This window comes from Paenibacillus xerothermodurans (assembly GCF_002220865.2).
In the GTDB taxonomy this organism is placed as follows: domain Bacteria; phylum Bacillota; class Bacilli; order Paenibacillales; family NBRC-103111; genus Paenibacillus_S; species Paenibacillus_S xerothermodurans.
This window is the reverse complement of sequence record NZ_NHRJ02000003.1, coordinates 261565-284403: the sequence shown is the minus strand read 5'-3', so window position 1 is coordinate 284403 and position 22839 is coordinate 261565. Positions and strand designations below refer to the sequence as shown.

At 52.3% G+C, this 22839-nt stretch carries 20 protein-coding genes and 3 pseudogenes; 7 read left to right on the top strand and 16 right to left on the bottom strand.

Features of this window, described 5'->3' with window-relative positions; all coding sequences use genetic code 11:
* Nucleotides 1-83 precede the first annotated feature (83 nt).
* On the top strand, nucleotides 84-254 hold the full coding sequence (locus CBW46_RS21260; protein ID WP_165842243.1) for a hypothetical protein: 171 nt from the start codon (nucleotides 84-86) through the stop codon (nucleotides 252-254).
* 179 nt (nucleotides 255-433) lie between these two features.
* Here CBW46_RS21260 and CBW46_RS08715 read toward each other — a convergent pair whose 3' ends face one another.
* Both CBW46_RS08715 and CBW46_RS08710 read right to left on the bottom strand, forming a co-directional pair.
* Entirely contained in the window at nucleotides 434-1519 is a 1086-nt protein-coding gene (locus CBW46_RS08715) for a permease (RefSeq protein WP_089199617.1), read from the bottom strand.
* Between the two features lie 161 nt (nucleotides 1520-1680).
* Nucleotides 1681-1983, bottom strand: a complete 303-nt coding sequence (locus tag CBW46_RS08710; RefSeq protein WP_089199616.1) for a YunC family protein — start codon at nucleotides 1981-1983, stop codon at nucleotides 1681-1683.
* A 154-nt stretch (nucleotides 1984-2137) separates the two neighbouring features.
* Between CBW46_RS08710 and CBW46_RS08705 the strand changes: the two genes are divergently transcribed.
* Nucleotides 2138-2644, top strand: a complete 507-nt coding sequence (locus tag CBW46_RS08705) for a hypothetical protein (protein ID WP_089199615.1) — start codon at nucleotides 2138-2140, stop codon at nucleotides 2642-2644.
* A 64-nt stretch (nucleotides 2645-2708) separates the two neighbouring features.
* On the opposite strand, the gene CBW46_RS08700 is transcribed toward CBW46_RS08705, so the two are convergent.
* Together CBW46_RS08700 and CBW46_RS08695 are read right to left on the bottom strand one after the other, a co-directional pair.
* Nucleotides 2709-3092 carry a DUF423 domain-containing protein gene (locus tag CBW46_RS08700; RefSeq protein WP_089199614.1) on the bottom strand — a complete coding sequence of 128 codons (384 nt, stop codon included), beginning with the start codon at nucleotides 3090-3092 and terminating at the stop codon, nucleotides 2709-2711.
* Between the two features lie 88 nt (nucleotides 3093-3180).
* On the bottom strand, nucleotides 3181-3861 hold the full coding sequence (locus CBW46_RS08695; protein WP_089199613.1) for an MgtC/SapB family protein: 681 nt from the start codon (nucleotides 3859-3861) through the stop codon (nucleotides 3181-3183).
* A 464-nt stretch (nucleotides 3862-4325) separates the two neighbouring features.
* Between CBW46_RS08695 and CBW46_RS08690 the strand changes: the two are divergent.
* A pseudogene (locus tag CBW46_RS08690) lies at nucleotides 4326-4991 on the top strand (DUF444 family protein); the annotation flags it as partial.
* A 437-nt stretch (nucleotides 4992-5428) separates the two neighbouring features.
* On the opposite strand, the gene CBW46_RS08685 reads toward CBW46_RS08690, so the two are convergent.
* The 3 genes from CBW46_RS08685 to CBW46_RS08680 all read right to left on the bottom strand — a co-directional run bounded on the left by CBW46_RS08685 (nucleotide 5429) and on the right by CBW46_RS08680 (nucleotide 8254).
* A complete protein-coding gene (locus CBW46_RS08685; protein ID WP_089199612.1) occupies nucleotides 5429-6964 on the bottom strand; it encodes a recombinase family protein in 1536 nt (511 codons plus the stop codon).
* A complete protein-coding gene (locus CBW46_RS21255; RefSeq protein WP_165842242.1) occupies nucleotides 6951-7127 on the bottom strand; it encodes a hypothetical protein in 177 nt (58 codons plus the stop codon). The genes CBW46_RS08685 and CBW46_RS21255 overlap by 14 nt, the downstream gene beginning before the upstream one ends.
* 161 nt (nucleotides 7128-7288) lie before the next feature.
* The gene (locus CBW46_RS08680; RefSeq protein ID WP_089199611.1) at nucleotides 7289-8254 is read right to left on the bottom strand and encodes a sugar phosphate nucleotidyltransferase; all 966 of its coding nucleotides are present in this window, start codon (nucleotides 8252-8254) and stop codon (nucleotides 7289-7291) included.
* 332 nt (nucleotides 8255-8586) lie between these two features.
* Here CBW46_RS08680 and CBW46_RS08675 point away from each other — a divergent pair.
* Both CBW46_RS08675 and CBW46_RS08670 read left to right on the top strand, forming a co-directional pair.
* Nucleotides 8587-9096 (top strand): annotated as a pseudogene (locus tag CBW46_RS08675) (DUF444 family protein); the annotation flags it as partial.
* Nucleotides 9093-9902 (top strand): annotated as a pseudogene (locus CBW46_RS08670) (SpoVR family protein); the annotation flags it as partial. The pseudogenes CBW46_RS08675 and CBW46_RS08670, both read left to right, overlap by 4 nt.
* Before the next feature lie 162 nt (nucleotides 9903-10064).
* On the opposite strand, the gene CBW46_RS21715 reads toward CBW46_RS08670, so the two are convergent.
* From CBW46_RS21715 to CBW46_RS08635, 6 genes are all read right to left on the bottom strand, one after another.
* On the bottom strand, nucleotides 10065-11915 hold the full coding sequence (locus tag CBW46_RS21715) for a thiamine pyrophosphate-dependent enzyme (protein ID WP_243633227.1): 1851 nt from the start codon (nucleotides 11913-11915) through the stop codon (nucleotides 10065-10067).
* 16 nt (nucleotides 11916-11931) lie between these two features.
* Nucleotides 11932-12852 (bottom strand): dihydrodipicolinate synthase family protein, encoded by a 921-nt coding sequence (locus CBW46_RS08655; protein WP_089199610.1) that lies wholly within the window; start codon nucleotides 12850-12852, stop codon nucleotides 11932-11934.
* A 19-nt stretch (nucleotides 12853-12871) separates the two neighbouring features.
* Complete coding sequence (locus tag CBW46_RS08650) at nucleotides 12872-13840, bottom strand: hydroxyacid dehydrogenase (protein WP_089199609.1); 969 nt, start codon at nucleotides 13838-13840, stop codon at nucleotides 12872-12874.
* A 116-nt stretch (nucleotides 13841-13956) separates the two neighbouring features.
* Nucleotides 13957-15462 carry a tripartite tricarboxylate transporter permease gene (locus tag CBW46_RS08645; RefSeq protein ID WP_089199608.1) on the bottom strand — a complete coding sequence of 502 codons (1506 nt, stop codon included), beginning with the start codon at nucleotides 15460-15462 and terminating at the stop codon, nucleotides 13957-13959.
* Between the two features lie 30 nt (nucleotides 15463-15492).
* Nucleotides 15493-15945, bottom strand: a complete 453-nt coding sequence (locus tag CBW46_RS08640; RefSeq protein WP_165842241.1) for a tripartite tricarboxylate transporter TctB family protein — start codon at nucleotides 15943-15945, stop codon at nucleotides 15493-15495.
* Nucleotides 15946-16077: 132 nt separating this feature from the next.
* Nucleotides 16078-17118, bottom strand: coding sequence for a Bug family tripartite tricarboxylate transporter substrate binding protein (locus tag CBW46_RS08635; RefSeq protein ID WP_089199606.1), 1041 nt, complete (start codon nucleotides 17116-17118; stop codon nucleotides 16078-16080).
* Nucleotides 17119-17405: 287 nt separating this feature from the next.
* Between CBW46_RS08635 and CBW46_RS08630 the strand changes: the two genes are divergently transcribed.
* Nucleotides 17406-18800, top strand: a complete 1395-nt coding sequence (locus CBW46_RS08630; protein WP_089199605.1) for an MFS transporter — start codon at nucleotides 17406-17408, stop codon at nucleotides 18798-18800.
* A gap of 116 nt (nucleotides 18801-18916) precedes the next feature.
* Here the strand turns inward: CBW46_RS08630 and CBW46_RS08625 are convergent, their stop codons facing one another.
* Genes CBW46_RS08625 through CBW46_RS08615 form a run of 3 tightly spaced genes read right to left on the bottom strand, consistent with a single transcriptional unit; the run spans nucleotide 18917 to nucleotide 22492 of the window.
* A complete protein-coding gene (locus CBW46_RS08625) occupies nucleotides 18917-19939 on the bottom strand; it encodes a tripartite tricarboxylate transporter substrate binding protein (protein ID WP_089199604.1) in 1023 nt (340 codons plus the stop codon).
* 59 nt (nucleotides 19940-19998) lie between these two features.
* Nucleotides 19999-20736, bottom strand: coding sequence for a LytR/AlgR family response regulator transcription factor (locus tag CBW46_RS08620; RefSeq protein ID WP_165842240.1), 738 nt, complete (start codon nucleotides 20734-20736; stop codon nucleotides 19999-20001).
* On the bottom strand, nucleotides 20696-22492 hold the full coding sequence (locus CBW46_RS08615) for a LytS/YhcK type 5TM receptor domain-containing protein (RefSeq protein ID WP_089199602.1): 1797 nt from the start codon (nucleotides 22490-22492) through the stop codon (nucleotides 20696-20698). Before CBW46_RS08615 ends, CBW46_RS08620 begins: the two co-directional genes overlap by 41 nt.
* Nucleotides 22493-22571: 79 nt before the next feature.
* Between CBW46_RS08615 and CBW46_RS21250 the strand changes: the two genes are divergently transcribed.
* Nucleotides 22572-22712 (top strand): hypothetical protein, encoded by a 141-nt coding sequence (locus CBW46_RS21250; protein ID WP_165842239.1) that lies wholly within the window; start codon nucleotides 22572-22574, stop codon nucleotides 22710-22712.
* The last annotated feature ends 127 nt before the right edge of the window (nucleotides 22713-22839 follow it).

The following is a 22839-nucleotide window of genomic DNA, read 5'->3' as shown; positions in this document are numbered from 1 at the left end:
ATAGGATATTCTACCGTACTGTAGACGTGGCCCGTCTGTCAAGATGTACTATACCATTGAAACAAGTGAAAGGGGAAACGAGAATGAGCAATAGTATTGATGCCGTGCGCGCGGACCACCAGAACTTTTTGGACAAAACGGAAGATGAAGTCAAGGAAGTGCCTGCTTCCACCGATGTGAATGAAGCTGTCGAAGCCATTACCGCACATATTAACCAATACGATGCAAAAGAGGACGACTTACCTCAGCAATAGAAGTGTACGCCCTGTGAGTGGGGGATGGGGTAACTTCGCGGTGCATAATCACGGCGATCTGCGAGAACAACACAAACACACCCGGCTCCACTCGGACCGAAAACCGAGAGAACCGGGTGCTTTGCGTTAACACACCGAGCAACGATTCAGGTACAACCTGCGCTCCGGCACGGGTGACTTTACAAGACCCACGCCCCCACTATGCCGCTCAAGATGCCCAGCACGACAACCGCGGCTGCGACAAAGATTAGAACCCGTTTCGGGAAAGATTTGGAGATCATCAGGAGCGACGGCAGACTGACGGCAGGCAGTGTCAGCGAGAGCGCGGCAGCAGGACCGGCACCCAGCCCGAATGACATCAGCGTCTGAATGATCGGAATCTCTCCGGCGGTCGGAATGACGAACAACATACCTGCTATGGAGAGCAGCACAATGAGCCACAAGCTGTTGGCTTGCGCCTCGCTGAACGCAGGAAACAACCAAGCGCGGGCGGCGCCCAACACGAGTACTGCTATAACGTACGCCGGTACCACGTGTAAGGTTAACGTCCATGCGCTTTTCAGCCAACGTAACCAGATTGACTCCGTTGTTTGCGCAGTCTGCTCCTCTGCAGGAGCGTCCTCCAGTTCCTCAGGGACACTGGTTCTGCCGCCAAAACGATTGGCAAAGTAACTCACACCAAACACAAGAATAAGTCCGAACACTAGCCGCAGCAGTGTGAATTCCCATGACAGCACAAAGCCCATGAACACCAGCGTGGCAGGATTAATGGTTGGATTGCCCAACCAGAAAGCTAGCGCCGCACCGACAGAAACCTGTTTCTTCCGAAGACCGACGGCAAGTGGAGCGGCGCAGCACGTGCACATCATGCCCGGCAAAGAAAACAGACCGCCCATGAGTGTGCTGCCAAACGTTGTTTTCCCGAGCACTCTCAGCAGCCAGTTTGCCGGAATCAGAACCTGAACCAACGCCCCCAGCACGATACCGAGGACGGCGGCTTTCCACACAGAGCGATAGTAAGTGACTGCGTACTCCCATGCCGCGCTCCAAGAAGGCTCTGGGGCCGTCGGATTGCTGCCCGACACGATGGAGGCGCCGATGGAATGTTCAGTGGCAGCCACAAAAGCTTTATCCCAATAAGGAAACCACTTGATATATGCCAATCCGACTGCGGCGATGATCAAAAACACCGTCACCGATAGAACGACGTTAGTGCTCAGTGTCCGCCCCGGCTTGTTTTTCACTGATTCTATCTTTTGCACCATCAACTTCTCCTTCTTATAAATTTATGTTGAAGAGCTTGTCCAAAATGATATTATAGCATAATCTTTGCCGGATCGGGCGGATTGATAGATTATTTGAATAAAAAAACCGCGCTGTGAGCCCGGTTGTCATCTTGCATATAAGATTCACTCCATTTTCCAATCTACCTCATTTTAGTCACGGCATCTCTGCCCTTCATCCCAGGCAGTATGCCCATCCGCTCCGCTTCGGCGGTGACAGATTCCAAAGGCGCGTCCAGCAGCTCCTCAATGGTGCGCACACCGGTGGCTCTCGCGGCTATAATGCGGCGGTCACCGAGGCGCTCGTTTAAAAGAGACACGTCTAAAGCGCCACACATAATGTAACCTTTATCCGTCGTTACGGCGAGCAAAGTGGTCTTCGGCAGCTTCACTTCTACGGCTAATGCGATAAAGCCATCTAACTCAACAGGTTCCATGCGAATCATTCTGAGCCCACTCCTTGTCGAGATGATACAGCAATATATGACAGGCATTTGGCAAGCGTGAGCTGCAGGAAAAATACGGGCCTCAGCCTACTTTTCTCGGAAGGGACATGGTATAGTAAGAGACATCAAGCACAGCAGTTTAAAGGAGACACACATGGTTGCGGAAAACAATTCACACCGGAAAAAATACCTATTCAAGACAGAAATTCTCATAGAAGCCGACACCAACGGCCGCGCTTTAGAAAAACTGTTGAACCTGCTAAATTCCGCTCAGGTGACTGATTACGAAATCACGGAAGGCATTCACTTGGGTGAAACCATAGAGCAAGTGCTGAAACAGACCGTCAGCAAGCGAGATGCAGTGAAGCGTCATTCTAACGCGGTCGATCTGACCGGTGGCACAATCAGCGTAAACAAAAATAACAGCGCGGCGAATAGAGGTCCGTTTGCGCTCGTGCTTCAAGAATTCGAAGTGCTTAAGCAGCAAAATGCGCTTATCCGTTTATCAGTGGTGAAAAGTCGAGGCACTAAGCTCAGCCTGCCCTGTCGGATTCTCAACGTCGACGAGCAAGGCGGTAACATGTCCGTGTATCACGTGGATGAGAAGCAGGTTTATATGTTTAAAATCAATGAAATTGAAGATTATACGGTGAATAAGTGAAAAAAGTCCGCAGCGAAAACGTTAAAGTTTCCGCCAGCGGACTTTTCTGTTTTGTTCCATGGAATTACTGCGCTTTTTTTCCGGTCAAAACAGCTGTGGCAAACAAGCCCCAACTGATTAGGAAAGCGACGCCGCCCAGTGGTGTGATCGCGCCCAATACCCGCACTCCCGTCAGACTTAGTACATACAGGCTGCCTGAAAACAGTACGATACCCGCGAGCATCAGCCAGCCCGCAGCGCTCAGCTTCCCGCTGCTTGGCAGGAAAGCAGCCGCTATGCCTAGCGCGATCAGACCCAGCGAATGCATCATTTGATATTGCACGCCGGTTTCATACACGGCCAACATATCGGGTGATAGCCGATCCTCTAACAGATGAGCGCCGAAAGCTCCCAGTGCGACAGATAGAAATGCGCAGATGCTGCCGATCGCGACAAATTTTGTATTCATGTAACTTCATCCCCTCCAGCCGATCATTCTGTATCTAAACGTCATCCTAATAATAAATGATTTAGCGGAGCGATGCCAAGTTTGATCGTTAGGAACTAATATTAGTAATTTCCACTTCGCTAACGTGAGGCAGCTGCTTGATTTTTGAATAAACGTCCATCATTTGCATCTTTGCTGGAGCAGATACGATCAAGTGCAAAGATTGGCGCGCATCACTGATATCTTTTACTTTGATATGCTTAACCCGGACCAACTCCCGGCCCACGTCTTCCAACAACGCGGAAATGTCGTCGTTCTGCTGTACGATGATATGCAAGGACAGATCACGCTCATTGAGCTTGTGCGGTCCGAACAGCTTGATAATCATAGGAAATAGATTAACGGCGATAATAATGAGCACCACCGCCGCTGCTGCTTCGGCGTAAAAACCGGCTCCCGACGCGATTCCAAGTCCGGAGGCAGCCCATACCATAGCCGCAGTAGTCAATCCCGAAATAACGTCATTAGAACGCCGCAAGATAACGCCTGCACCAATGAAACCGACGCCGCTCACAATTTGTGCGGCCAGCCTCAGAGGGTCTGTATTCGTCTGGCCCGGAATGGCGAACTTTTGCACAGCTTCAATAGATACGATAGTAATAAGGCAGCTTGCAACTGAAATTACCATACTCGTTTTCATTCCGAGCGGTTTGTGTTTGAGTTCGCGGTCTACGCCGATCATGAAGCCTAACAGCAGAGCGATACCCAGCTTTATCAATTCTTCGAGCATCCAAAGCACCCCCTCTCCTTTTTTATTTTTTCCTTTGACATGCGTGGTTGTATGTTGGGCGAAATGTATAGTTTGACAGTATAATGGAACGCCGCCCGGTTGGCAACACAAACACCCGCTTACCTCCTGAGAAGGAAACGGGTGCGACTAAGTATCCAAAGGGAATTACGTATTATAGCATAGATCAATCTACATTGCAACATAAGCCGTGAATTAAGTTTTACTGCTTCTATCATAAGCGCACCTGCGTCGATTTTCACTGCGAACTGGACAGCTTCCGACTAAACGGCGGCTGAGTCAGGCCGACAAAATTTAGTCAATCGCCCCGCTCACATATCCCCCTGCAGCTTGAATATATTTAGTAACAGACTCTGTTTTGCTTTGTCCTGTCACACCCATTGCATTACACAGCCCGCTGTGCCGCAGCGCAGCACGGCTGGATCAATCAGTAGGAGGAGTTTGACATGACAGAACCGTTATTTACTGTTTCGCGCGAGGATTGGTCTCTTCACCGTAAAGGCTATCAGGACCAAACCCGCCATCAACAAAAAGTGCGGGATGCTATCAAACAAAATTTGCCGGACTTAGTCACGGACGACAGTATTATCATGTCTGACGGCAAGCAAATCATTAAGGTGCCCATCCGAAGTCTGGACGAATACAGATTCCGTTACAATTTTAACAAAAGCAAGCATGTCGGTCAGGGGGATGGCGACAGCCAGGTAGGCGATGTGCTCGGCGTTGATCCAACCCCGGCACAAGGACCGGGCAAAGGCGAGGGTGCCGGCGATAAACCGGGTGACGACTATTATGATGCGGAAGTCGAGTTGGAACAGTTGGAATCGATGCTGTTTGAAGAGTTGGAGCTGCCCAATCTGCAGCAAAAGGAAAAGGATGTCATCACCAGCCGAGAGATCGTGTTCAACGATATTCGTAAGAAGGGAATCATGTCGAACATAGACAAAAAGAAAACAATTCTGGAAAATTTGCGGCGGAATGCGACGTCCGGGGCGCCAGGCATACATGGTATCAATCCCGACGACCTGCGGTTCAAAACGTGGGACGAAATTGTCACCCCGCAGTCCAACGCTTTGATCATCGCTATGATGGATACATCCGGTTCCATGGGTGTGTCGCAACGAACTAAAAAAGTCTGCGTGAGGGGATAGTACTGCTCACGCAGACTTTTATATGTAGTTAACGATCCGAGCGTTACTTAGCCGACGGGTGCTGCTGCTTTATACTCCGCTTTCGCTTTCCATTATTATGAAACAAAGCGGCCACGCATGATGTGTCCCCGAACGAAAAATACCCCACAGCACCTTGGATAAACGCAAGGCGGACGCGGGCATTGGCGCTTTTTCGCCGCCAGCCGCAGCCTCGTGTGTTCATCTACGTTTTGCGCTGGCAATATATCTTCGATTAGAGCGATGAGCAGTTATCTTACAACTACCAATGCCAAAGCCTCGGATGCAGCTTGGGCCAGCATTTTCTCACACCGGGCACGCTCGCGCGCCAATGTCGGCCGTGACACTGTAGGCTGCCAATTTTGACGTGTCGGCCAAAGTTACTTTGTGAAATCATACGTGTAGTGGATGTGCACTTGACCGCCGGTAAGATCAACTCTTGTGATCAATTCATGAAACAGAACCCTTTTCTGACATAGTTCATCCAGCTCGAGCCGTTTGAACTTCACTACTAGCGGCCGTAGTTCGGAAGCAGCGTCGTGCGTTGCCCCGCATGCCTCCAGCTGCCGCCAGAGCTGCGCCAGCCGCATTTCAGCCGATTGGATGCTGCGCTTGATCGATCGCATCTGCTGCTCATACACACTATTCGGGAATAAATCTCGCTGTTGAAAAATGTCCAACTGATCTTGGCTCCACTTCTTCACTTTCTCCTGCAGCAAGTGGAGCTCCTGTTCCATTCTTTGTTTCTCCTTCTGCATGCTGATCGTCATAACGATACGTTCCTCAGGGAATGCCAGCAGTTTGTTCCGGCATGCGTTCAAGATTGCGTCCTCAAGCTCCTCGGCATTGCTGTTCGCCTGAGGACATGCGGCGCGACCGTATTTGTGGTATGTTTTGCAAATATAATAGCGGTAGGTCTTCCCGGCGGAGCTTCGCTTCTGGCACACCATGCCCGCACGGCATAAACCGCAAAATAAAATGCCAGTTAGCGGATGTGCAGCCCGCTTGGGCGCTGAATTTCGGCCTCTGGCCGACAGGATGGCCTGCGCCCTTCGGAACAATTGCTCGTCGATCAGCGCCTCATGCGCCGCTTGCACGATCTGCCACTCGGCCGGAGACAGCTTGATTTGAACCTTGCGCTTGGTCATTTTTCCGCTGTCGTCATACTGCCGCTTCAGCTGGTTGCGCCGCGTGCCATATACAACATGTCCAACATACGCTGCATTGCGCAATATTTTATTCACACTTTCACGACTCCACAGGTTGCCGTGACGCGTCTGTATTCCAAGCTGGTTTAAGTGCTGCGCTACCTTAAAGGTGCCTAATCCGTGATTTACATACAAATCGAATATTAGGCGTGGGATATGCTGCAACTCGGGATCCGCTACCAGTTTTTTCGTCAGTTTATCAACCTTATAGCCAATGGGCGGCTCCCCGTTCCACTGGCCTCTACGGGCTTTCTGCTTTCTGGCGCTGCTTACGCGGGCGGAAATCTTTTTGCTCTCCTGCTCTGATAACACTGATAAAATATCGAAGGTGATGTTATCTTTGTTGAGTGAATCGTAATTGTCATTGATCGCGATGACCCGGACGCCATACTGTTCGAACATGCCAATAATTGCCGGATTCTCCTGTTTGTCCCGGCCCACACGGCTGACCTCTTTGAACACCAGCAGCTTGAACAGGCCTGCCTTAGCATCATGAATCGCCCTTTTCATGGACGCACGCTCAAACACGCTTGTGTAATAACCGGACACGGCCTCGTCCCGGTATACCTGGATATCTACATGGTCGTAGTCGCCGCCAAGTCTGGTGATAAATTCACGGCACTGGCTGACCTGATTTTCAATGGAATCGCCCTGCTGGTCTGTGCTTACGCGAGCGTATACGGCACACTTCATTTTACCGGGCTGCATCGGACTTCGCCTCTCCCCCCACACGGCTGCCCGCGTCGGGCAAAGGTTGAAGCTGCACGCTCACTTCCAATCCGCTCTTTTCATACACGAAATCCTTTAACCTTCGCGCGAGCCATTCGGACACTGGCTTATCGCCTTCTACTTCTACCAGAGACAGCTTCATGGCTGTCACCTCCGCCGCCGTTTTCCTAAAATGTATGAGCTCAAAGGATCGTCCCATGCCGGTACAGTGGAACTCACGGTTCCACCGAACCAATAGGCCAGAAAAAAAGTCGATCCCGCACGTTGGATAGGAAACGGCGACGGCGTTGATTGGTGTACACGCTACATCCCGCCAACCAAGACGGAGCGATAGCCAAGGATAGTCTCTTTCACAGCATGAGAAATATGCTTCAAATACACCTCATCCAGAATGATACTGTTCTCAATCCGGCAGTCCTCGATGAACGCATCGGCGCCAATGGTAACATATGGCCCAATGACACAGTTTTGCAACACCGTTCCGCGTGCGATGTTCACCGGTGAAATAATACGGCAGTTCTCCAGCGCGGCAGTGTTGTGAATCACGTCCCCCTTGCGATCGTCCAGCATCCATCGGTTCGCTTCCAGCCAGCGCTCGGCTGTCCCAACGTCAAACGGCGGTTTATCTGTCACATGGTAGGATACCGCATGGTTTCGGTCTATGAGCCATTGGATCGCGTCTGTGATCTCGTATTCGCCCCTCGCGGATGGAGCTATGGCGGAGATTGCCTGGAAAATGGCGGGACCGAACACATACGCCCCCATCGCCGCTAGGTTGGATTTGGGGTGCAGGGGCTTCTCTTCCAATCCAACCACACGCCGGCCCGCCACCTCAGCTATTCCATAGCCGGCGGGATTGTCAATGCGTTTCAGCACTAGAGCTGCGGCACTGTCTTCGGCTTGAAACAACTGTTTGAGCGGCAAAAGCGATTCAGCGATCAGGTTGTCTCCGAGCAGAAGCACGAAGGGACTTCCATTTATAAAGCGCTCTGCCTGCCGAACAGCATCCGATATTCCAGCGGGGTGATGCTGATGAATGTAAGAGATCTCCAACCCCCATCGCTCCCCGCCGCCGATGTGTGCCTTGATAATGGGCTCCTGGGACGGTTGTATAACAATGCCAACTTCTCGCACATCCAACTCTGCCAACTTTTCGATGCAGGTTTGCAGTACAGGAACATTGGCTACGGGAACTAGTGCTTTCGGATAGGAGTAGGTGAACGGATAGAGCCGGGTTCCTTTTCCGGCGCATAGTATAAGTCCTTTCATACGTATCTCTCCTTGCCTGACGTTAAATTTTCTCGTCCGCCTGCTGTTATTACCTTATGTTAAATTTTTATTAATGTTTGGACAAAGCAACAGGTGTAATCGCCCTTCTGTAAAGCAACGCCGCACCGCACCACGACAAAAAGGAGCCATCCACGTAGGATTGACTCCAAGCTAGTTTCGCAATCGACTCCTATCTAATGGTAGGAATTGTGATCGATGGCACCTCGTATTCGTACAAGGACTCAGCCCCCAAGCCAAAAGCGCCAAACCCTAGCGGAAGAGGCACTCGTGACGGGTCTATACGCTGGGTTCTGTCTATAGTTAAAACCGTAACACCCGGCTCCATGGGTTCCTTCGAAAAATATATCGCCCGCAGCTTCTTTTTTTGGATGACCCGCTTTCTAAGGACACGCTATGAGCACGTGGAAATAGTGTTTATCGCGCACCACACGGAAGCTAAGGAAGTAACGGAGGAGGAGTTTTTCACCAAAGGGGAGAGTGGAGGTACGATTTGCTCGTCCGCGTATCAGTTGGCGCTTGATTTGATAGACAGGCGTTATCCCCCGGCCAGGTACAATATTTATCCGTTCCATTTTTCCGACGGGGATAATTTGACTTCTGACAATGAAAAGTGCGTCAAATTGATCATGCAGCTGATTGAACACTCCAACCTGTTCGGATACGGCGAAGTGAACCAATACAACCGCAGCAGCACTCTCATGTCCGCCTACCGCAATCTGCAGGATCCCAAATTCTTGCACTACGTGATTCGTGAAAAAGGCGAAGTCTACAAAGCTTTAAAAACCTTTTTTCCGCGGCCTGAAGGGAGCGCTGTCCGATGAATGCCGATGACATCAAAAAGCTGGAATACGCAATAGCCGAGATCACCGAGGTGGCGAACGGGTTTGGGCTGGACTATTATCCGATGCGATATGAAATATGCCCGGCGGATATCATTTATACTTTCGGGGCCTATGGGATGCCGACCCGCTTCTCCCACTGGTCGTTTGGTAAAACCTTCCACAAAATGAAAATGCAATACGATTTCGGACTCAGCAAAATTTATGAACTGGTGATCAACTCAGACCCGTGCTACGCTTTTCTGCTCGATGGAAATTCGTTGATTCAGAACAAGCTGATCGTGGCACATGTGTTGGCGCACTGCGACTTTTTTAAGAACAATGTCCGTTTCTCCAAAACGAACCGAAATATGGTTGAAAGCATGTCCGCTACAGCAGAGCGCATTCGGCAGTATGAGCTGCAGTACGGTACCGAGGAGGTCGAAAAATTTATCGATGCGGTGCTCGCGATTCAGGAGCACATCGATCCTTTGATAACGAAGCCATACCGGAGGGAAAGATCAGCACACAATAAGGGAGAAGGTTCGCCAGCGGAAGTGAAGGAACGTAAGCTTGGATATGAGGATTTGTGGGACCTGGATGCGCGAAAGTCGGATGACACGATGAAGAAACAGGAAACCGTCAAGTTTCCTGCCACTCCGGAAAAGGATTTAATGCTGTTCATTGAAGAGCACGCCCCCTATATGACCGACTGGCAAAGGGATATTATGACAATGCTCCGCGACGAAATGCTGTATTTCTGGCCGCAGCTGGAGACCAAGATCATGAACGAAGGCTGGGCTTCGTATCGCAAAGGTGCTTACGCAAAAAGCTCTCCACGAACGATGTAGATCGTCGGGAGAGCTGATTGTCGCTTGTTTTTTGATACAGATATTAAGCCCGCCGGGCCTAATCCGGCGGATCTGCCTCGATTCCGCCGGACTAGGTCCGTGCAATGGCGCAGACAGTGCCTATTGTGTAACTAACCGCAACTGATCGATCGTCTTCGCCACGGAAATCTGCTGAGGGTTTGTGCGTACCTCAATCAGCGCCGGCTTATTGGAGGATAACGCCCGCTTCAAAGCGGGGACAAAATCCTCATTCTTTTCCACCAGCTCTCCGTGGCCGCCCATGTTGATGATCAGCTCCGCAAAGTTCGGATTAGATAATTCCGTTGCAATGACGCGTTCAGGGAAATGCCTCTCTTGATGCATGCGAATCGTGCCATACATGTTATTGTTAGCCACGATAGCCAGGACGGGAATGTTGTTGCGCACCGCAGTTTCAAGCTCCTGCACGGTCATCATGAATCCTCCGTCCCCGGCATACGCCACGACAATGCGATCCGGATGTGCCACCTTGGCTCCGATTGCCGCAGGCAGGGCGTAGCCCATTGCACCGGAAGTCGGCCCAACGAATGTGCCTTCTTCCACGAAACGGTAGTGCTTTGCCATCCAACCATAAAAATTGCCCGCATCCGTAGTAAATATACTGTTGGAAGGTAAATGCGACATCAGGTCGCCCATGACCCCCTCCAAGCTCACATATTGATCACCTGACGTGCTGCGTACAGCGGAAAATTGCTCATATTTGGCCCGTTGCTCCCTAATAAAAGCTTGCCGCTCCGCAGCGTGATATATGCCACCCGCATCGACGACGGCGCCTGTAGAGTTCGCATCACCCGCACTGCGCACAGCCCTCGCAGCATCCACTGCTCCCTCAGCAGTATTGGTAACACCCGCAACGCCCACTGCATTCGTGCTACCCAAAGTGCCCCCAGCGCTGGCAACATCCACGTTTACCCGCGGCGTTTCGCCGCCCAGAGCTTGTGTCTCCATCGCTGCAAGGAGATCAAGAATAAAATGTTTAGCATCAGCGACGATACCGAGCGCAGGACGGTAAACTTTGTTCAATTCGTCGGCAGAAATGTCAACATGAATGAGCTTGGTCTTCGGCGATAACAGAGTGTAATTCTGAGTCGTAATCTGCGAGAAGCGGGTGCCAATCGCCAGTACGACATCTGCATTCTGTACGCATTGCACCAAGTACGCCGCCGCGCCCACTCCCAGCTGGCCGATATAGTAGGGATGCTGGTTAGGAAACGCGTCAAACCGGCGAAACGCGGTGATAACCGGAACCTGCAGCTGCTCGGACAGCCTTACTAATTCCGCAGCCGACTTCGTAGCTGTCACGCCGCCTCCGGCGATAATGACAGCTCGTTTCGCGTCGCGCAGTATTTGTCTGGCTTTTACCACCGCTGTCGGGTCGGGCCGTGGCTTGGTCAGCATTTCCGATTCGTGAAACTCCATGTCCGCCACCTCGCTCAGTACATCCTGCGGCAGGGAGATCAGCACCGGGCCGGGCCTGCCGGATCGCGCAATGTGGAAAGCCCGCTGCACCAGTTCAGCTGCTCTATGAGCATCATTCAGCTCTACGGTCCATTTTACGAGGTGACTGAAATACTCAGCCATATCGATCTCCTGAAACCCTTCCCGGCCGCGGAATGACCGTTCCACCTGACCGATAAAGGCGACCAATGGTGTGGAATCCTGCTGTGCAGTATGCAGGCCGATAGACAGATTGGTTGCGCCCGGCCCGCGCGTGGCGAAGCATACGCCTACCTTGCCGCTTGCTTTCGCATAGCCTTCAGCCATGAAAGAAACTCCGCCTTCATGGCGGCCGGAGATGAGCTCAATTTGAGGGTGGCCGTACAATGCGTTCAACACGCTCAAGTAACTCTCGCCCGGAACGCAAAACGCCTTCTCGCAGCCCTCCCTGGCTATTACCTCGACTATTGCCTCTGCTGCCGTCATCTTTGCCATATTCTCTCCTCCTCCCCTACGCTTGCTGATGCTGCAGCAATCCCCAGCTTGTCAAAATTTTGGTGACTTCCGCTCTATCCTTGTCATTGAGCGGATCGACCGGCTCCCGTGTGACACCGGCCGTGAGACCGATTTGATTCATCGCTTCCTTAACTGCCACGACGTTGTTGCCGTTATTATATTTCGCCCGCAGGTTCTCGAAAGGCAGGGCTTTTTCCCAGGCCCGCCATACCGTCTCTTGGTCGTCAGCCTGCAACGCGTGAAGCATTTCAAAAGAAATTTGCGGGCACAGGTTGATCAAGCCCGACGTAAAGCCCTTCGCACCCGCGTTAAAATAGTATGGAGCCCATTTCTCGGCAGTGCCGCACACCCATGTGATGTTATGCTCTGCCGGCATGTCGCGGACAATTTTGGTGAAGCGCGGCAGATCGTTAATCGCATATTTAACCGCCACAAACTTGTCCAGAGGAGCCAATACCCTCAGTACGTCATCGCTTAGATTGGCATCCTTCCAATAGATGACGGACGGTATGTCCAGCGCTTCGATGATGTTCTTAAAGTATGTAATAGCCCCGGTGGTCGTTACATATGGGTGGATTGGCTGATGGATCATGACGGCATCCGCTCCGGCTTGCTGTGCACATTTACCAAGCTCGATGGCTGTCGGAACGGCGTAGCCAATCCCGGCGAGCACCAACGCTCTGCCAGCCACGATCTCGACCACCCTGCGAATCTCCTCCTTCGCTTCGTCTAACGTCAAAGCGTAGAATTCACTCGTGTTGCCGCAGGGCACGATCACCTTGGTCCCATGCTCGATGAGGAAATTAATGTTTTCCTCCACGCCATCCCAGTTGATTTCCTTTGTATCGGGGTAGAACGGTGTCATACTAATGGCGCAAATGGTTTCAAATTTTTTTCCGAATTCAGCGTAGTTCATTATCTCACACCCCTCCCAGTCACACTCTTGCAATGTTATTTTTGTTCACGCAATGCATAGGCTCTTGTCCATTCAACACCGCAATGATCTCATCCGCGGCGCCCACCGCCATGCGGATCATCGCTTCTGCGCTGTGCGCCGCCATGTGCGGGGTGACGATCACCTGCTCGAGCTCCCACAGCGCGTGCTCGGATGGCGCCGGTTCGGCTGCAAAAACGTCGAAGCCCGCGCCCGCAATTTCCCCGTTTTTGATTGCATGATACAGCGCATCCTCGTCCACCAAACCGCCTCTGGCACAATTGATGAGATAAGCCGAGTTCTTCATCTTCTTGAATGCGTCCGCATTGATAAAATGGTGCATCTCCGGCAGGTACGGCACATGAAGGGAGATAAAATCGGACTCCGTGAGAATCTCGTCGATCGAATCAACCAAACTGACGCCGGCCATACCGATCTCTTTCACGTAAGGATCGTATACGATCACATTCATATCCAAGCCGGCCGCGCATTTTTTCGCCACCAACCGCCCGATGTTGCCGCAGCCGATCAGGCCGAGCGTTTTGCCGGACAGCTCCGTGCCGATGAACAAGTTACGCACCTCAAAGCGTCCTTTTCTCAGCTCTTTGTCCGCTTTCACAATGTGATGGGCAAGCGAAATCATCATTCCGACCGCGTGCTCGGCGACCGAGTTCACATTAGAACGGGGAACGTTGGTCACATAAATGCCTTTTTCCGTGGCTGCGTCGATATCGATATTATCCACGCCGATGCCGTGTCTGGCGATAACTCTGAGGTTAGGGCACTGTTCAATGACCTGGCGTCCGAGCTTGGCGGTCCTGATTAAGATGGCGTCGCAATCTTCGGGCACTTCCGTGACAACATCCGTCACCGGCTTAGACGAGTACACCACTTCCAGCCCGGCTTGTTCCAATCTTTCGATGCCTTCCTGGGCAATCTTTTGGGGGACCATCACTTTCGGTCGCTTCATTGTTTATCAGGTCCTTTCCGTCAATTTCGTAAAAGATCGAATCGTGCTGCGTGCGTAAGACCAGGAGCTGCCGGTGCGAAGGCACGCATGGCATTTGCCATCCGGTTCCCATACAGCTACATCTCAACATCAGCAGCGAGCACGTCGCGTTTTTTCTTTACCACACTGATGATGCTGCCGGCAAGCACAGTGAGCGCCACGACCATTAAAATTGCGGAAATCGGGCGAAGGAAGAAAATCATAAACGAACCGTCAGACATCGCGAGCGATTGCAGCAAAGAGGTCTCAATCAAACGGCCGAGCACAAACGTCAGCACGGTAGCCGCCATCGGGATATCCAACTTTTTCATAAAATATCCGACGATGCCAAAAAAGAACATCACCCCGACATCCCATAGCCGGTTATTCACACTGTATGCGCCCAACACGGAAACGATTAGTATGATCGGGAACAAGATCTTATAAGGCACCAGCGCGACTTTGGCCCACATACCGGCTAATGGGAGATTCATGATCAACAGAAGCAGATTTCCGATGAACATGCTCGCGATAACCCCCCAGACAAACTCAGGGTTTTTGTCAAAAAGCTGCGGTCCGGGCGTTAGGCCATGCAGCACAAACGCGCCTAAAATAACTGCAACCGTCGGAGAGCTCGGAATGCCTAGCGTAAACAGAGGGATCAGCGCGGCGCCGCTGTATGCGTTGTTGGCTGTCTCCGGACCGGCTACCCCTTCGATCGCGCCTTTGCCGAAACGGGAAGGATCCTTGGACAGCTTCTTTTCAAACGAGTATGACATGAGCGACGCTATGACAGCATTGGCTCCGGGGATTAAGCCGAGCAAAAATCCCAGCCCCGTGCCACGCCCGACAGCCTTCATCGTAGGCAGCCATTCCTCGCGTTTGGGAAGCAAACCCTTGACTTTCGGCGGCTTTTCCACCTTCATTGAGTTCTCTGCGTTCAGCAGAATTTCCGATATGCCGAAAAGTCCCATCGCTACCGCAACAAAGTCGAGGCCGCTCAGCAGCTCCATTTTGTCAAAGGTAAACCTGATCGACGCCGACACCGGATCCATCCCGATCAGTGACAGAAGAAGCCCTATAATCGCGGCGATGATACCTTTCACCAACGATTTTCCCATTAAGCCGATCAGCATCAACAAACCAACCATCATTAGTGCAAAAAACTCCGGCGGACCGAAGCGCAAAGCAAATTGGGCCACTGGGGGACCGATAAAAGCAAGTCCCAGGATTGCCACGGTGCCGCCGATAAACGAGCCGATACCGGCAACGCCCAGCGCTGCGCCCGCGCGCCCCTGCTTGGCCAGCTGATGACCGTCCAAACAGGTGATGACCGACGCCGCCTCCCCAGGCGTGTTGATCAACACGGAAGTAATGGTTCCTCCGTACATTGCCCCGTAGAAAATTCCTGACAGCATAATAATCGCGGACGTCGGCTCCATGCCGAAGGTCAGTGGAATAAGTATGGCCGTACCTGCCGTGGGCCCTAATCCGGGCATGACGCCCACGAGCATGCCGATGGTGACACCGATCAGACAGTACAACAAATTCCAGGCAGTAATCGCGTGTTCAAAACCTGCCAACAAATTGAAAAACGATTCCATCCCTTCCCCTCCTTACCCAACCAACCGCGCTCACCATCCCCAGGCGTTAACCGGCAGAGGCACACCCAGCAGCTCACCAAATACCCAGTACAACAGAACAGATAGGAATATGGAAATCCCCAATGCCATGTGCCATTTGTACTCCCTGAAAAGCAGAATTAACAGAAACATAGTTCCCGATGCGATGAAGCCAACATAATTGACCGTGAGCAAAAACAGCACAAAAGCTCCCGCGATAGCGATGATGTTGATGAAGCCCTTAGCGCCCGGCAAAATATCCTTGAACCTCACCACATTTCGCAAAGAATCCGCCGCACACACCAGCGCTAGAATGATAAGAATGCCGCTTAACCAGAGAGGCAGCAGACCCGGTCCCGGCCCTGTTTCTCCGTAATAGTCAAAAGAAAGTGACATCCAAAAAAACACGGCACCGAACAGAAAAATCACGAGCGCAGCCCATAATCCAGCATTCTGTTTCACCATATTGTCATCCGCCCTTTCCCTTGGAGAGAAGTTCACATGCTTCGCCAAGAACACGGCGGTATAGCAAACACGGACGGGAGCAGCGGGGAAAGCATCTAACCCGGCCGCATTCCGTACGACCTGCAGCATGCATTACTTCACAAGCCCGATTTTTTTCGCGACATCTCCTGTCGTCTTGCTCGTCTCGGCGATAATTTTCGCGAATTCTTCACTGTCTGCGTACGCGGGCTCCAGTCCGATTTTGTTAAATTCTGTTTTTACATCCGGATCCGCCATGGCTTTCTTGAATGCTTCACGCAGCACGTCGACTGCCTCCTTCGGAGTATCCTTCGACACAACTACGCCGGACCACGTATCCAATCCTACAAAGCCTTTATCCTTCAAAAATTTTGCACTGTTATAAGGTTCATATTTGGACGTGCCTGCGTTGGCAAGTACGCGGAATGCGCCGGCGTCCACGTGGGGCTTCGCCTCCTGAGTCAGTACGACCGCCCCCTGCACATGCCCGCCGAGCAGAGCGGTCATCGCAGGCGCTGCTCCATCGAACGGCACATGCTTGGTCTTAATGTTTTCCATGATATTGATGGCTTCCATCGTCAAATGCTGCGTATTGCCCGCGCCCGCCGTGCCATACGTAAACTTGTCAGGATTCTTTTTCACATAGTCGAGCCATTCATCATAGGTTTGCCAAGGCGCATCCGCCTTCACCACGAGCAGGTTTTGCGCAGAGTTGAACTGTGCGATCGGAATAAATCCGTCGGCTTTGAACGGCGTTTTGCCATAGTTCGGCTGAATTGCGAGATTACCCGTTGTGACGGAGCCTATCTTATAACCATCCTTCACCTGCATAATGTCGGCCAGCGCAATCGTGCCGCTGCCGCCCGGCTTGTTTGACACGACAATGGTTTTGCCGTTCGGCATGTACTTATTGGCAGCGTTTGCAACAATGCGCGCCACGACATCAGTGCCGCCTCCCGCACTAAAGCCCACCACGAATTCGACGTCTTTTTTTGGAAAATCCGTCTTTTTGGCCTCGGTTGTGGCTTCTGCCGCAGCGGGCTGAGTGCCGCCGGCTGCAGGCTGGGCGGCTTGCTGTTGGCCGCAGCCGATCGCTCCCAACGCCATGACAGCTGTAAGCATAGACAACGCAAAGTTTTTTCTCCGGAATTTCATTAGGAATCCCCCCAACGTGCGATTTTTTAGTGCTGCGCCTGGCTGCTGAATCTAGTGTAATGTAGTTTAATGATACCTAATGAAAACGCTAACATCCCATTTTCACGACGAACTGTACAAAACAAGTGACTAAGCGTTATAAACAAGCGACAAAATGGTCAATGAGAATCGGTGCAATTGAGCGTGAGCTCGGCAGGCAGACGCGCATTTGCTTTGCCAGGCGTTGGACAGTTCAGTTAAAATAGGGAAAGAGTCGGGAAGTCCCCATATGAGAAAGGTGATAAAGTATGAAATCTGAACATGAATCAAGCAGTGCGGGAAGTACGAACCGGCTGGTACAGGCACTTTGCTTTGTGCTGTTTTTTTCGGTGATGAACGCCACCATGTTTAATGTGGCACTGCCGGAGATCGCCGCCGACTATCAACTTAGCCCTTCTGAGGTAAGCTGGATAGTAACGGGCTACTCCGTGCTGTTCGCGTTGGGCTCCTTGCTGTTTGGCAAGCTGGCCGACAAGTATCCGCTGAAGCGGCTGATCACCATCGGCATTTTTCTGTTTTCCGGAGCATCAACGGCAGGTTATTTTAGCGATTCGTACATATTTTTAATCATTTGCCGCCTGGTGCAGGCAGCAGGCGCTTCCTGCATACCGGCGTTGGTGATGCTAATTCCGGTCCGCTTTTATCCGCTTGAGCAGCGGGGCAGAGTGATGGCCGTCATCGCTTCAACGATTGCATTTTCTTCAGGTATCGGGCCGATTGTGGGCGGATTTATCGCAGGTCATTTTCACTGGACCGGTCTGTTCCTCATCTCCTTGGCCGCACCCGTGGCGCTGCCTCTGATCCGGCGGGCGCTGCCTGACGAGCAGATCGTGAGCGGGGAGAAAGTGGATCTTGCAGGTGCGGGACTGCTTGGCTCAGCGGTCGCGGCGTTAATGCTGTCCGTCACGCAGTTCAATATATGGTGGCTGGTGGTCGGCGCTGTAATGTTCGCCCTGTTCGTGTGGCGTGTACGCGCTGTTCCGAATCCGTTTATTCGGCTGTCTTTGTTTAGCATTGCGGGATACCGTAACGGCTTGCTAATCAGCTTTATCGCTTTTTTCTCGGTGTTCGGCTTGTTTCTGTTAGTGCCCATGATGCTCAAAGACATCCATAGCTTGAATCCGCAGACGATCGGATATGTATTGTTTCCGGCGGCAATGCTGGCAGCGGTAATAGGCCGCTACGGCGGACGCCTGGTAGACGCCCGAGGCAGCCGGTTCACTTTATATGTAGCTTTTGCAGCTTTGGCGTTCGGTTATCTCTGTCTTTCGTCGGTGTCAGGTCTCGCAGCTTGGACAATCGCGGTCACGCTGCCTTTGCTCAATATCGCGTTTACCTTCGTGCAAACGGCTATGGCTAAGGTTGTTTCCTCCACGCTGCCGCGCGAACAAACCGGTATCGGCCTTGGGGTGTACAATCTGATCAACTTTCTGGCGGGTGCCATGAGCGGATCCGTATTAAGCAAAGCGATCGAATTCGATTGGAGCTCGCTGAACGTTACCGCCGCCGGCGCGCGTACTACGTTCGGGACCGTTTATCTTATCCTGGCCTTTCTGCTGTTGATTAACATGGCATGGGTGTACTTCAAATTGGAAGCGCGTGAGGACATGCCCGTACTGCGCGGGGAAAAGGTGGGATCTTAATCACATTGCTTAATCGCGATCGCGTTCGTGGACGTGCTCGCTGACCGGCACTTGTGATCGTGGCTCGCTCCGGTGGCTTCTCCGGACAAAGCAATGCCATGAGGGCCTACCGGGGGCTATTTCACTAGACCGATGACTTTAGCGACGTCCCTGGTCAAATGGTTGGTTTGCGCAATAGTTTTGGCAAAGCGTTCGCTATCTTGGTAGGCGGGCTCGATCCCGATTTCGCTAAATGCGGCCGTGGTAGCCGGATCCAGCAGGGCCTGCCGGAATACGTCACGCAGCGTATTCACAATATCCGGCGGCGTGTCCTTCGGCGCCACTACACCAGACCATGTGTCCAAGCCGATAAAGCCTTTATCGCGTAAAAAAACAGCGTGTTGGAATGCGGGGATTTCGCTTGTCCCTGCGTTCGCCAGCACGCGTATCCGACCGCTGTCTACGTAATTTTTGGCTTCTTGCGATAAAAGCACGATCCCGTCTACGTGCCCGCCGAGCAGTGCGGTAATGGAAAGGGCGGCACCGTCAAAAGGGACATGCTTGGTCTGTATCCCTTCCAATATGTTGACGGCCTCCATGGCCAAGTGCTGTGAATTGCCGGCGCCGCTGGAGCCGTAAGTAAAATGTCCCGGGTGCTTCTTCACCCATGCCAGCCATTCGTCGTACGTCTGCCAAGGTGCATCAGCCCTCACGGCGAGCAGGTTTTGCGCGGAGTTGAATTGCGCGAGCGGAATGAAGCTGTTTGATTGGAAGGGCGTCTGACCGTAATTTGGCTGGATGGCGAGGTTGCCTGTGGTAACGGAGCCCAGCTTGTACCCATCAGGCTGGGCCTGCATGACATCGGCGAGGGCAATCGTGCCGCTGCTGCCCGGCTTAGTGGTGACCACAATCCGTTTGCCGCGCGGCATGTATTTATTCGCTGCCTCCACGACAATACGCGCAACAACATCCGTGCCTCCGCCCGCTGTGTACCCGACGACGAGTTCCACGTCCTTATTGGGATAATCGGACTCGCCCCGCTCGGCACCGGCTTGGTATTCACTCCGGGCCACCCATTTGTCCGCAGAACAGCCCAACGTGCCTAAGGCCAGTATGACGGTGAACACGGCGACAACATATCGTTTGCCAATGATCTTCATTTGACGTGCCTCCCCCGCTGGTATAAGCACCTACAACCGTTCAGAACGGCGACCGCGGCTTAAAAGTCCAGATAATCACGGATTTCCTTGATGTACGAACGGCTGACAGGAACTTTGGAACCGTCCCGCAATAAAAGGTTGTAAGTGCCGTTAAACCAAGGCTCTATTTCCTCCACATAATCCGCATTGACGATGTAACCTCTGTGCACTCTTAAAAAGGGAGCGCTCTTCAATTTGTAAGTCATCTCGTACAGCGGCGTGTCGATCTTAAAGCGCGCATCTACGGTTTTGAGCACGACCTGCCTATCTTCCGTTCCGATGTATACGATTTTGTCCATGTCCACCATGATGATTCGCTCCCCCTGCGATACGGCCAGCTTGCTTTTGCGCTTCTGCGGCTTCGCTTCAGCGGCGGTTGCCGCCTCCTTTTGCTGTTCGGTCAGCCGCTTGATTTTATCAATGGTCTGAGCAATACGCTGCTCCATAAAAGGCTTCGTCACATAGTCAATGGCATTTAGCTCAAAGGCCTCCAGCGCATGCTGATGAAAGGCTGTGGCAAATACGACGAGCGGCGGTTTTTTTAACTTATTGATCTGTCTGGCTGCGTCCAGTCCGCTGCCGTCCGCCAGGCTGATATCCAAAAAGATCACGTCCGGCCCAAGTTTCTCCACACCAGCTACCGCTTCATCCATCGTCTCGGCTTCTCCAATGACCTTGACTTCCCTGATTCTCGAAAGCAGATATTTCAGTTCATCCCTAGCAAACAATTCGTCCTCCACCAAGAAAACCGTCAGCATGTCCATTCTCCCCTCCGTCTGTTCTTGGAAACCGTAGCTCGACTTGGGTTCCGGCATCCGGCTGACTTACGATTTTCATCGGTGCTTCGCTGCCATACAATCCCTGCAGCCGTTCTTTTATATTGTGCAGTGCGGTGCCGGTCCCTTTTTGTGACTCGACCACGCTATGGCCAAGCTGCCGAAGCCTGTCCTCATCAATCCCTCTGCCGTTGTCGCTCACACGCACCACGACATTTCCCTGATCAAGATGAATATTTATCGCGACCATGCCACCACGACGCCTGCCGGCGAAACCATGGCGAATAGAGTTCTCCACCAGCGGCTGCAGCGTGAAGGGGGGAATAAGTGTCTCTTCAAGACCCGGCTCGACGTGCACGTTGAGACAATAAGAGCCCGGAAACCGTGCCTGTTCTAGCGCCAGGTATGCGTGCACGTGCTCCAGCTCTTTATGCAGTGGAATGAGCAGCTGCGTCGCGCCCTGCAGGTTGCTGCGAAAATAGGTGCCCAGATCCAGCAGCAATTTTCGTGCCAGCATCGGGTCACTTCGGCAGACCGCGACCAGCGTGTTGATGGAATTAAACAAAAAATGCGGATTAACTTGTGCCTGCAGCGCTTTGATCTCGGCATCCATGAGAAGCTTCTTCTGCCGTTCCACTTCGCCTAATTCCAGTTGGGTAGAAAATAGTTTGCTTAGGCCCTCCGCTAATTCCTCTTCAGCTTCACTTATCGGCTGCGACTTCCTGTAGTACATTAACAGGGCGCCGACCGGCTCACCTGCGACGACGAGAGGGAGAATGATCACCATCGCATAAGGGGTCTTATCCTGCTCCTCAGCTGCCTGGTCCTGCTCTTTGAATACGGCCCGGTCTCCAGTGTCCAACGCCCTGCGAATAAACGGCTGCAGCAGCTGCTCACATGCTCCGTGGTCATCCTGAGTGCCGCCGGCGAAAGCTATAATGTCCAAACGGTTAGTGATACCTATGGCATCGGCACCGCTGTGCTGGTGAATGATGCTCGCCGCCTCGCCGCTGGCAGCTGAATGAAGGCCTTGCCGGAAATAAGGGAGCGTCTTATCGGCGATAAGCAGTGTTTTGTGTGTCTCCACAGCGCGCGCTTTGGCCTCTTCCCGCAGCACATTTTCAATAATTAACGCAAAAATCCAGACGCCCAGCGAGTTAATGGTTATCATCGGCACCGCGATCAGGCTGACCAATTGCAACGCCAGCACGTTCGGCTGCGGGAGGAAGAGCAAGATGGCCATATGTACAAACTCCAGCATAAAGGCCACAACGAGTGCGGACAATGGACCAACCTTAGCGCGTTTTCTCAAGTATACTCCTGCCCAGCCGGCGAGCAGCCCAAGCACAAGGAACGAGCCCAGTGTGGCCCAATCAGCAATGCCGCCATACAGAAAACGGTATCCGCCGATCACAAGGGCAATGCCCATACCGATCAACGGGCCTCCCAGAAGGCCGCCCATGACCATTGCAACGGGACTTGTGTTGGCGATGGATGAGTGACCGTTGCTCACCCCCCAGTTCCAGGCGGTCAAGGCAAGATGATCCGTCATAATGTTAATGCCGATGTAATGGCTCACAATGCCGAAGATGGCAAAGGTGATCAAAATAATCACTTTGCTTTGCCGGTTCAATCCTTTTCGGAAGATAAGATGAAAGGATTTGATCCGGGTTAGCAGAAAGGCGATGGTTACGATCATCCCCATATTCTCCGCGAGCTGACGTAACAATTCCCACAAGGTACATCTCCTCCTCGGTCGGCGTGTGTTGATCAAATGGAAGCGGCCCCTTCAGCGAAACCAATGAAGGAGCGAACACGTGAGACTCGAAAAAAAGTACCTTATGAAGCGCTTACAAACATCCGATAAGCGAACGCCCGCAGTGGATACTTACGATATGTCACTTGGGCACAAGGGCATCTTCGCACCTGAGCAGCTGGCGTTGGTCGTGTGGGCATAGACTGCAGCGGTATCCGAACCGCTTCGCCTAAGCACGTCTATCACCACAACGGTAATTATAACGCTTTCATCATAAATCTGTTGCAGCGTACTGTCAATCATCAAAAACAAACAGCCTGCTATGCGCA

Bases quoted from the DNA above. Each gene is read 5' to 3' on its own strand.
- CBW46_RS08705 (WP_089199615.1), top strand. From the start codon at position 2,138: ATGGTTGCGGAAAACAATTCACACCGGAAAAAATACCTATTCAAGACA.
- CBW46_RS08640 (WP_165842241.1), bottom strand. From the start codon at position 15,945: ATGGTGAAACAGAATGCTGGATTATGGGCTGCGCTCGTGATTTTTCTG.
- CBW46_RS08625 (WP_089199604.1), bottom strand. From the start codon at position 19,939: ATGAAGATCATTGGCAAACGATATGTTGTCGCCGTGTTCACCGTCATA.
- CBW46_RS21260 (WP_165842243.1), top strand. From the start codon at position 84: ATGAGCAATAGTATTGATGCCGTGCGCGCGGACCACCAGAACTTTTTG.
- CBW46_RS08650 (WP_089199609.1), bottom strand. From the start codon at position 13,840: ATGAAGCGACCGAAAGTGATGGTCCCCCAAAAGATTGCCCAGGAAGGC.
- CBW46_RS21255 (WP_165842242.1), bottom strand. From the start codon at position 7,127: ATGAAGCTGTCTCTGGTAGAAGTAGAAGGCGATAAGCCAGTGTCCGAA.
- CBW46_RS08680 (WP_089199611.1), bottom strand. From the start codon at position 8,254: ATGAAAGGACTTATACTATGCGCCGGAAAAGGAACCCGGCTCTATCCG.
- CBW46_RS21715 (WP_243633227.1), bottom strand. From the start codon at position 11,915: ATGGCAAAGATGACGGCAGCAGAGGCAATAGTCGAGGTAATAGCCAGG.
- CBW46_RS08685 (WP_089199612.1), bottom strand. From the start codon at position 6,964: ATGCAGCCCGGTAAAATGAAGTGTGCCGTATACGCTCGCGTAAGCACA.
- CBW46_RS08645 (WP_089199608.1), bottom strand. From the start codon at position 15,462: ATGGAATCGTTTTTCAATTTGTTGGCAGGTTTTGAACACGCGATTACT.
- CBW46_RS08620 (WP_165842240.1), bottom strand. From the start codon at position 20,736: ATGCTGACGGTTTTCTTGGTGGAGGACGAATTGTTTGCTAGGGATGAA.
- CBW46_RS08630 (WP_089199605.1), top strand. From the start codon at position 17,406: ATGAAATCTGAACATGAATCAAGCAGTGCGGGAAGTACGAACCGGCTG.
- CBW46_RS08710 (WP_089199616.1), bottom strand. From the start codon at position 1,983: ATGATTCGCATGGAACCTGTTGAGTTAGATGGCTTTATCGCATTAGCC.
- CBW46_RS08700 (WP_089199614.1), bottom strand. From the start codon at position 3,092: ATGAATACAAAATTTGTCGCGATCGGCAGCATCTGCGCATTTCTATCT.
- CBW46_RS08655 (WP_089199610.1), bottom strand. From the start codon at position 12,852: ATGAACTACGCTGAATTCGGAAAAAAATTTGAAACCATTTGCGCCATT.
- CBW46_RS08635 (WP_089199606.1), bottom strand. From the start codon at position 17,118: ATGAAATTCCGGAGAAAAAACTTTGCGTTGTCTATGCTTACAGCTGTC.
- CBW46_RS08695 (WP_089199613.1), bottom strand. From the start codon at position 3,861: ATGCTCGAAGAATTGATAAAGCTGGGTATCGCTCTGCTGTTAGGCTTC.
- CBW46_RS08715 (WP_089199617.1), bottom strand. From the start codon at position 1,519: ATGGTGCAAAAGATAGAATCAGTGAAAAACAAGCCGGGGCGGACACTG.